Source organism: Catenulispora pinistramenti, assembly GCF_018274385.1.
GTDB classification, from domain to species: domain Bacteria; phylum Actinomycetota; class Actinomycetes; order Streptomycetales; family Catenulisporaceae; genus Catenulispora; species Catenulispora pinistramenti.
In genome coordinates this window covers 60366-70140 of the sequence record NZ_JAAFYZ010000028.1, presented here as the reverse complement: position 1 = coordinate 70140, position 9775 = coordinate 60366, and the positions used below count along the sequence as shown (strand labels likewise).

Sequence of the window (9775 nt, the reverse complement as noted above, 5' to 3'; positions counted from 1 at the left end):
CGCAGCGTCAAAGTCCACGTCCGCGGTGCAGCACTTCGCCGACTCAGCCTCCATCCTGACGAGCCGACCTCATCGATCGAACCGCAGACCTGAAGTCTTGCTGTCACGACCAAGTTCGTTGAGCCCCGATGCCGACCGGGCGATGCTGCGGGCGGACGCCCAGAGCCGACTAGACGACGCCGCAGCCGAAGGCATCGATATTTCAGAATTCGTTCCCTGGATGGGCAGGCATATATGACCGAGCAAACAACCGCCGAGCGCGATCGGCAGGTCCTGGAGGCGATACTCCTTGGCATGAAAAACGACGAACTGCCCGTCGTCACATGCTCCGTGTGTGCCGGAACGATCGAGTACACCCAGGTGCTGCGTGAACAAGGACGAGTCGTAAGCCTGACAACAAAGTGTCCGTGTGGCCATTCGAGCGGATCAGTCCTCGGCATCTGATTCTTTAGGCAGCTTCGCTGCTTAAAGATGGTAGATTCTCGAAGGCGCCGGGACTGCACAAAAAAGCCCCTGACCAGAGTTCATCTGGGCAGGGGATTTTTTCTTGCTTATGGCGGGTGAAGGATTTGAACCTTCGAAGCTTTTGCGACGGGTTTACAGGGGATTGATATACTGCCCCTGGCATGCCCACGGTGACATCCTGCCCCTGAAGGAGCCAGCCTGGTCCACCGATCCGAAGCTTTCCAAGATGTGGATCATATGGGGTCCCGATGACATTTGAGGGGATTGAGTAGCGGGAATGTCCGAGCCAAGTTTTGCCGAAGGCCCGGATGCAAGGTTCTATCCAGATTTGGTAGAGAGCGGCAGTTTGTCGCAAGCTCTTCGCGTGGTAGCCGATGCCGAAGACCTGGATGTCGGGAATCTACGGCCGGGTTCGAGTCCTGAGCTGAGCGTGTACCGGACAGCTGAAACCGATTCGGACCATGGCCTGATCAGAGTCAGTACGGTCCTCAATCGGCGAGCCTTTTCGATCTCAATTGACAGCGCCAAAGGTAATTTCGTATGGGCCGATGGCAGCACGACAGACTTGGCCGACGTAACGCGAGTTATTCACGCCTGGTGTTCAGGCGTCGTCCTCGCGGTGCTAAATGCGCGTTTCCCGTTCATGGAGTTCTCGAGGCAGGCCGAAGGCTTTGAACGCGGAAACCCGTCGGAGACTGCATGGGATATCCTGCTGGAGGACACCTACTATGCGCCTCAACGAGGTGTGCTGTCCCTGCTTTGCGCGAACCCTGCCTTGAGCAAGCTGTTCCCGTTCTACTCTCACGACGTTCTCCGGCTGGCTATGGATCCCTTCGACAGAGGTGCTGGCGAGATTAAAATCGAGAGACGAAATGATGGGCGCTTCGATGTTACGAGATCGCCTGGCGGTAACCATTTAATGAATATCGAGATTGCTGACTTAGCTGCGGCAGGAGCGAGCCTGCTTTAGTCCCTCTGTCGGTAACGTGACACGCAGAGGCCGCAACAAGGCCGTTTAGGCCATACACCGAACCGCGGCTATGGATCGGCGGCCCCTACGATCGCTGGTGGTCGGCGCCATCCGGAACGTGACTCTCCCGGTTTCCGTTCTGGGACTCGATAGCCGCTCGGATTCTCTTGATGGCGAAGCGCCCGTACGACCTCCGGCATGCTGCCGTATCGACCTGGCTGAACGCCGGTGTCCCACCGACCCAGATCGCCGAGTGGGCCGACCAAAGCGTCGAGGTCGTCCTGCGGGTCTACGCCAAGTGCGTGCGCAAACCAGCCCCTGACCAGAGTTCACCTGGTCAGGGGCTGGTTTGCCTGGATGTGGCGGGTGAAGGATTCGAACCTTCGAAGCTTTCGCGACGGATTTACAGGGGGTTGATGTACCGCCCCTGACATGCGGCTGAACGTAGGCGATGCGGTTTTTGACATGGAGTGAGACTCCGGCTGGTTCGAGTCCTGGCGCTTCGCGCTTTTCCCATAGCTGCTCGAACGGGTGATCTAAAGAGGTGGCCGCGTGCTGGCCCTGGTCTTGCTAGGCGTCGCGGTGGAGGCAGGTCGATACGACGCACGCTGCCAGGGCAATATGGGCTTGATCGGGTGGTTCAAATGGGGGGAACTTCGACAGCTGTGCGGCTCCGAACCACCTCCGCGTGCGCGGAGAGAACGAGGACACCGTGCTGTCCAGCGCCCGGATGTCCGAACCACCTCCGCCTGCGCGGAGAGAACAGAAGACAACTGAGACCGCGCGCCAGGAGCAGCGAACCACCTCCGCCTGCGCGGAGAGAACTGGATGCCACGGTCATAACCCCTTCATGCTCGCGAGCCACCTCCGCGTGCGCGGAGAGAACGCCGGCCATCGCGGGACCTCCCTCCTACTGATCGAACCACCTCCGCCTGCGCGGAGAGAACGAGGAGGCGGAGTTCGCGCTGAGCGCTCCCGGCGAACCACCTCCGCCTGCGCGGAGAGAACCGGTACTCCGGCGGTGCTTCCACCAGCGAGGCCGAACCACCTCCGCCTGCGCGGAGAGAACGTCGAGTAACGGTGCGGGTCGCTGGCCGTCCGCGAACCACCTCCGCCTGCGCGGAGAGAACCCAGCTCCGGCCGGGCGTCCCGGCCGCTCAAACGAACCACCTCCGCCTGCGCGGAGAGAACTCGGAAGCAATCCAGCCCTTTGCCTCGACCCACGAACCACCTCCGCCTGCGCGGAGAGAACGACGGCGTGGACGGTGTTGCGGGCGCCGAGGGCGAACCACCTCCGCCTGCGCGGAGAGAACGGCTGGACGCGGTCACCGACGACGGTCTGCACGAACCACCTCCGCCTGCGCGGAGAGAACTACCGGACAGCCGGCGGTCGGTCAGGAGCTGGCGAACCACCTCCGCCTGCGCGGAGAGAACGATGGCGTCCACGAGGCCTACGGTGATGCCCTCGAACCACCTCCGCCTGCGCGGAGAGAACTCCTGCACAACCAGCCCAAACACGGCAGCGCGCGAACCACCTCCGCCTGCGCGGAGAGAACCACTTGGCTACGACACCGAACGCGACGAGTTTTCTGAACCACCTACGCCTGCGCGGAGAGAACGGTGGCGCGCGAACCCTGCCCAGAGCGCGCGGCGAACCACCTCCGCCTGCGCGGAGAGAACAGCGAGAGCGATCAGGAGTACATCCTGGTGGACGAACCACCTCCGCCTGCGCGGAGAGAACACACTCAGCGTGCTCCACGCGAGCCCGGATGCCGAACCACCTCCGCCTGCGCGGAGAGAACTCCCGGCCCCACGTGCGGACGGCGGCGCGGTACGAACCACCTCCGCCTGCGCGGAGAGAACCATCAGGTCCACCAAGAGGGAGAGATGCAGCGCGAACCACCTCCGCCTGCGCGGAGAGAACGTCTCCGCAGTCCTGGGAGACGGCACCGGAGCCGAACCACCTCCGCCTGCGCGGAGAGAACAACCGCTCAGCGATGAACTCCGCCCTATCGAACGAACCACCTCCGCCTGCGCGGAGAGAACGCGATCTTCCAGCACACGCAGGACGGCCAGGTCGAACCACCTCCGCCTGCGCGGAGAGAACACCACCCCGCAGTTCCTCGGGCCGTTCAACGCCGAACCACCTCCGCCTGCGCGGAGAGAACCGTAGCGTCCGATGTCGCGTCGGACGTCTCGGCGAACCACCTCCGCCTGCGCGGAGAGAACGGCATCGCCGGATCCTCGAACTCGGCCGAGGACGAACCACCTCCGCCTGCGCGGAGAGAACTCTCATCAGGGTCATACGGTCCGCCGCCTCACCGAACCACCTCCGCCTGCGCGGAGAGAACCTCGACATGCCCGACCCGCTGAACGTCCACGACGAACCACCTCCGCCTGCGCGGAGAGAACGAGGGCGAGGAATGCGCGCTCTGCGACGAACCCGAACCACCTCCGCCTGCGCGGAGAGAACACCGTGGTGCGGAAATAGGGGTGGCCGGTCTGCGAACCACCTCCGCCTGCGCGGAGAGAACACCGTGGTGCGGAAATAGGGGTGGCCGGTCTGCGAACCACCTCCGCCTGCGCGGAGAGAACCCCGGCGAGCAGGGCGCCGGGGGACTCCTTCTTGAACCACCTCCGCCTGCGCGGAGAGAACTTGTTTGTGGAGGCAGCCGCACCGAGAAGCTGCGAACCACCTCCGCCTGCGCGGAGAGAACGAACCGCTCTTGAACATCCCCACGAAGTCACGCGAACCACCTCCGCCTGCGCGGAGAGAACAAGCTGGCGGTGCGGGCCACCTCGAACGCGAACGAACCACCTCCGCCTGCGCGGAGAGAACGTCGCCGCGCTGGTGGCACCAGCGTCGCTGACCGAACCACCTCCGCCTGCGCGGAGAGAACAAGCCGGTCCGTATCCGCCGCTTCCTGAGCATCGAACCACCTCCGCCTGCGCGGAGAGAACGCCGAACGATGAGCGGAGCCGTTCCATGTCGCCGAACCACCTCCGCCTGCGCGGAGAGAACCTTGACGACGACCTGGGGCCCGACGAGCTCGACGAACCACCTCCGCCTGCGCGGAGAGAACGTCAGCTGCACGAAAATGTCCGGGTGGGCCAGCGAACCACCTCCGCCTGCGCGGAGAGAACATGCGCCGGGACTACGGCGAAGAGTCCCCGACCGAACCACCTCCGCCTGCGCGGAGAGAACTCGTGGTTGAACAGCCGCTCCTCGCGCTTCAGCGAACCACCTCCGCCTGCGCGGAGAGAACTCGTCATGGCCAGCCTGCTCGGCACGCACCGCCGAACCACCTCCGCCTGCGCGGAGAGAACCAAGGCCCAAGATGGTCCGGGCGCTCGACCGACGAACCACCTCCGCCTGCGCGGAGAGAACTGTTCCGCCGATACCGCGACTGCGACTAGCCACGAACCACCTCCGCCTGCGCGGAGAGAACAAGTCCGCGGCGCACGGCAGCGACCAGCGGGTCGAACCACCTCCGCCTGCGCGGAGAGAACGGTGTTGGCGGCGCTGCTCATGACGCCTTCCACGAACCACCTCCGCCTGCGCGGAGAGAACGGTCGCGGCGTCGGTGTTGGTCTTGGCGCGGGCGAACCACCTCCGCCTGCGCGGAGAGAACCGGAGAACATCGCCCGCCGAGCTGGCGCCGGTCGAACCACCTCCGCCTGCGCGGAGAGAACCAGTACGCGTCCGAGGCGATCGCCACGGGACGCGAACCACCTCCGCCTGCGCGGAGAGAACAACATCACCAGCGGCCTGGGCAGCCTCCTGCACGAACCACCTCCGCCTGCGCGGAGAGAACCGGATACAGGTCGACCGCCTCCCAGCTCAGCTCGAACCACCTCCGCCTGCGCGGAGAGAACTCAGTCGCGGCGCGGACATCGCGGGCTCGGGACGAACCACCTCCGCCTGCGCGGAGAGAACGTCTGCCAATCCCCGAAGACGAATTACGCCGCCGAACCACCTCCGCCTGCGCGGAGAGAACTCTGTCGCCAAGTCGCTGACGAAGGTCTTCTACGAACCACCTCCGCCTGCGCGGAGAGAACGCGTTGGCGTCACCGGCGGCGTTCTGGCTGGACGAACCACCTCCGCCTGCGCGGAGAGAACGTTCCAGGTGGCGAAGCGGGCCATCTCGCCGTCGAACCACCTCCGCCTGCGCGGAGAGAACGATACCCACTTTCCCCCGCGCGCATAAACTCCCGAACCACCTCCGCCTGCGCGGAGAGAACATAGGACCGGGAGGAAAAGTCATCGCTATTGCCGAACCACCTCCGCCTGCGCGGAGAGAACACCAGGCGATGCTCCACCGGATGCTCCGTGTCCGAACCACCTCCGCCTGCGCGGAGAGAACCGCTCACCGCTGCTCACCCTTCGCGTCGCGCGCGAACCACCTCCGCCTGCGCGGAGAGAACATCCCGGCGTTCCTGGTGGACATCCTGCGGGACGAACCACCTCCGCCTGCGCGGAGAGAACGTGCCGAACGCCCACACGATCCGCGACATGGACGAACCACCTCCGCCTGCGCGGAGAGAACTCACGGACCGCCTCGACCGCTGGCGCGACACCCGAACCACCTCCGCCTGCGCGGAGAGAACGGTGATCTCGGCCTCGCGGGCCAGGCTGATGTCGAACCACCTCCGCCTGCGCGGAGAGAACGCTGCCCGTCGTCATCCACCGCAGCCCCACCTCGAACCACCTCCGCCTGCGCGGAGAGAACCGCGGCGCCCGGGGACAGCACGGGGAGGACTTCGAACCACCTCCGCCTGCGCGGAGAGAACTCCACCGCGGCCGGGGGCGCCTCCTCGCGGGGCGAACCACCTCCGCCTGCGCGGAGAGAACGTCGGCGAACCAGGCCAGGCGCAGTTTGCCGCCGAACCACCTCCGCCTGCGCGGAGAGAACGGCCGCCAGCGCTTCCTCGCCCGGCGTCACGCCGAACCACCTCCGCCTGCGCGGAGAGAACGCCAGATACCTCGCTGAGGCGGCCGAGTACGGCGAACCACCTCCGCCTGCGCGGAGAGAACCCTTCCCGACCTGGGGCGGCAGTTCTACGTTACTGAAACGTGACTCAGCCCTTGAGGCATTGCGTCGTCTGCTTCGAGTTGGATAGAGGCACGTGTGGAGCCTACTGGAGCGCGGTTCGGAGACGTCATTGTCGGGCGGATGGGCGATCACATAGGTTGCCGGGGCACCGTGTCCGCCTGCGCGTGGTCTGGAGTTGTTGTCGGAGGTCTGTGGTTGGCTCGCCAGCGTGGAGTCAGGAGATCGCGATCAATCTCGGGTGATGGTTGCTGACTGTCGCTTGTGGGCCAAGTCGACGGACCATCTTGAGCGGCCGTATCCGGTGCTCTGTCACCTCATGGATACTGCGGCGATAGCTGGCGCGCTGTTTGACGCGTTGATGAGTCCTGATCTCGTCGGGAGACTTGCCGCTGGTTTGAAGGTCGAGCCGCAGGTGTGTCGCTCTCTGGTGATGTTTTGGGCGGGGCTGCATGATATCGGCAAAATCTCAGTAGCTTTCCAAGCCCAGTGCCGCGACCTTTGCGGATCGCTGTGGAACGATCCCGCCTACATCACCGCGCCCCAGACTGAGGACGACGCCAGGTTCGGTCATGACAAGGCTGCGCTCTACATCCTGGCTGATTTGCTGCCGGATATGGGCTACTCAGGTCGGACCGATGGTGCGGCTCATGTCTTCGCGCAGTTGCTCAGTCGCCATCACGGGCGTGCCCACGCTGCGTTGCGTCCGGAGGAGATGCGCGATCCGGTAGGTCGGTTCGTCACGCCGTTGGGGGAGGGTGAGTGGCAGGGGCAGCGGTCAGCTCACGTTCGTGTGATTGCTGAGTTGACTGGTGCGGCGGAGGCCAGTGGCGTGACCCAGCGGCCGTCGAGTGCTGCGGTGGCTGTGGTGCTGGGGCTGGTGGTTTGTGCGGACTGGCTGGCAAGCCAGGAGTCGTTTATTACCTCCGCTGGCCGTCTGCCCGAGGAGGGGTGGCAGGCTACCGACAAGAATGTGAGACGGCACTGGGACGCGGCCGTGAGCGATGCTCCAGCCGTGGTTCGTGCTGCCGGACTCGGGCGCGCACGGTTTCATCCGATGCCGAAGGATGACGCGGAGTTTGAGGCGCGCTTTGGTTTTCCGCCGAATCAGCTGCAGGCCTCGCTGATCCACCAGCTGCCTGCGATGGTCCGCAACTCTGGTCTGCTCTTGGTGACTGCGCCACCCGGTGATGGTAAGACCGAGGCGTCGCAATTGGCGACCTTGCACTTCCACGAGGTTGCCGGCGCTGGAGGGTTCGCTTTTGGTCTACCGACCATGGCGACGACAGATGCAATGTTCCGTCGGTTGAAGAAGTTCGCCGAACTGCATTTGACCGATTCGGCCGCGATCGCGCTCATGCACTCCATGGCTTGGTTGAATTCCGACTTTGGTGCGCTGGCTGAGGCGTCGGTTGAAGGGTCGCCCATCCTCACGTCCGAAGACGCGGACATGGTGGTGGCTTCCCAGTGGCTGCGTGCCGGCAAACGCGGGATTCTAGCGCCGCTGGGTGCCATGACGATCGATCAGATCCTCGCTGGCGTCCTGCCGATAAGGCACAACATGCTGCGGATGTTCGGTCTGGTCGGCAAGACCGTCGTGATCGATGAGGCACATAGCTATGGCCCGTGGATGCACGCCCTGCTGCTGCGGGCCTTGGAGTGGCTTGGGGCGATGGGATCACCAGTCGTCGTGATGTCGGCGACTCTCTCTGGGCGAACGGCGCAGGACCTCGTCGACGCCTACCGCCGTGGCGTTCTCGGAGCAGTGGCGGCACCATCATCTGTGGTCCCCATCTACCCGGGCTGGCTTTTCGTGGACGGGACCAGCGGTGCGGTATCAGAGCCCGTTCCTGTGGGCACCAGCCGACCCAGCGATCTGTACGTTGAACTTGTGCCGGTCGCGGCAGGCGCGGAGGATGTCACAGGACAGGTTCTCGAGCGGTTGTCGGTGATATCGGATCTGGTCGACGACCTTCCCCGCGCCGGAGGGTGCGTACTGATCTGCTGCAACACAGTTGCTGAGGCCCAGGCGACTTACAACCAGCTTGCCTCGACGTTCGTTGGGGTGTCTGGTGTCTCGGTTCAACTCGATCTTCTGCATTCTCGTTTCCAGTCCAAAGACCGTGCTCGAATCAGCAGCGCTGCGGAAGCCGCCTACGGCAAGCCGGATGCACGAGGCGATTCCCCCAGCCGGCCCAGGGCGTCGATCCTGGTGGCTACGCAGGTGGTCGAGCAGTCCATCGATCTGGACTTTGACCTGGTCATCACCGATTTAGCTCCGATCGCGCTGCTGTTGCAGCGCGCTGGACGGGGACGTCGGCATGAGCGCGGGCCAAGACCTGCATGGACAAACCCGGCTCGCGACTGCTCGACGGAGGCGATGGGTGACACCCCGACGCCTCGTCCAAGAGGCGCCCGGTTGGTTGTTCTAGAGCCCGTCGACAAAGACGGCGCGATGGCTAAGCCGCCTCAGTGGGGCGCCGTGTATTTCGAAAGCCTCCTGAAACGCACCAGCAGGGTGCTTCGCGAGCGCGGCCAGGAACCTATCGTGATCCCAACCGATGTTCAGTACCTCGTAGACGAGGTGTATGCCGAGGACTTCGTTGACCGGCGCGAGCAGGCGGGCGAGCAGGACCTGAAGGAGCTCCGCGACGCAGATAACGAATACCTCGGGACGTTGATCGCCGAGCAGCAACTCGCCGCGAACGTCATGATCAAGGCTCCGACAGCTAAGGCGAAGAACCTTGCCGTCGAACTCGGTGATGCGCAGATGACTGATGGAATGGAGGAGTTCGTCGTCACGCGTCTGGGCGCCGACAGCGCCCGTGTCGTGCTCGTCTACCGCCAGGCTGACGGCTCACGCACGCTCGATGCCAGGGGGACGGCACCTGTCGATAGGCCGATAGCAGCGGCGCATGTGCGGCAGGTCATGGAGCACATGGTTCCCGTGCCGGGCAGGTGGGTCAGCAACCACCCGGCCATCGGTGAGGCGCCGGCCGCCTGGGCCAAACATCCGCTGTTGCGGGGGTTGGTGCTGGCCGAGGGGATCGCCGATGGGGATGGGTGGCGCTCCTTACACAGCCCGTACCTGCATTATCAGGGGACTTCAACAGGGCTCCACCGCGACTGACTCTTGACGCCTGTATAGATCCACTAGAAACACGCCTTTGCCTTCTGCCTGAAAGAGGTAGCGGCCATGCGCGCAGTGGCCATACAGTCACAGTGAGCGCTCGGCCGGTCGGCGTTCCGGACCCGGCGGTCGGCGGTGGCCGCAGAGGTGTGCCCCTCT

General features: G+C 64.4%; 3 protein-coding genes, 1 pseudogene and 1 CRISPR repeat array. All 4 genes and pseudogenes read left to right on the top strand.

What is annotated here, in order from left to right; all coding sequences use genetic code 11:
- A partial coding sequence (locus KGQ19_RS11350) for a hypothetical protein (RefSeq protein WP_212009053.1) occupies nucleotides 1–238 on the top strand: 238 nt, incomplete at its 5' end.
- Between the two features lie 504 nt (nucleotides 239–742).
- A complete protein-coding gene (locus tag KGQ19_RS11345; protein ID WP_212009052.1) occupies nucleotides 743–1435 on the top strand; it encodes a hypothetical protein in 693 nt (230 codons plus the stop codon).
- A gap of 170 nt (nucleotides 1436–1605) precedes the next feature.
- Nucleotides 1606–1866 (top strand): annotated as a pseudogene (locus tag KGQ19_RS52705) (hypothetical protein); the annotation flags it as partial.
- Between the two features lie 243 nt (nucleotides 1867–2109).
- Nucleotides 2110–6470: direct repeats of the CRISPR family, unit length 29 nt; unit sequence CGAACCACCTCCGCCTGCGCGGAGAGAAC.
- A 227-nt stretch (nucleotides 6471–6697) separates the two neighbouring features.
- Nucleotides 6698–9616: a CRISPR-associated helicase Cas3' gene (gene cas3, locus KGQ19_RS11340; RefSeq protein ID WP_212009051.1), complete on the top strand. Its 2919-nt coding sequence runs from the start codon at nucleotides 6698–6700 to the stop codon at nucleotides 9614–9616.
- The last annotated feature ends 159 nt before the right edge of the window (nucleotides 9617–9775 follow it).

Coding starts and splice junctions, on each gene's coding strand:
- KGQ19_RS11345 (WP_212009052.1), top strand. CDS start 743: ATGTCCGAGCCAAGTTTTGCCGAAGGCCCGGATGCAAGGTTCTATCCA.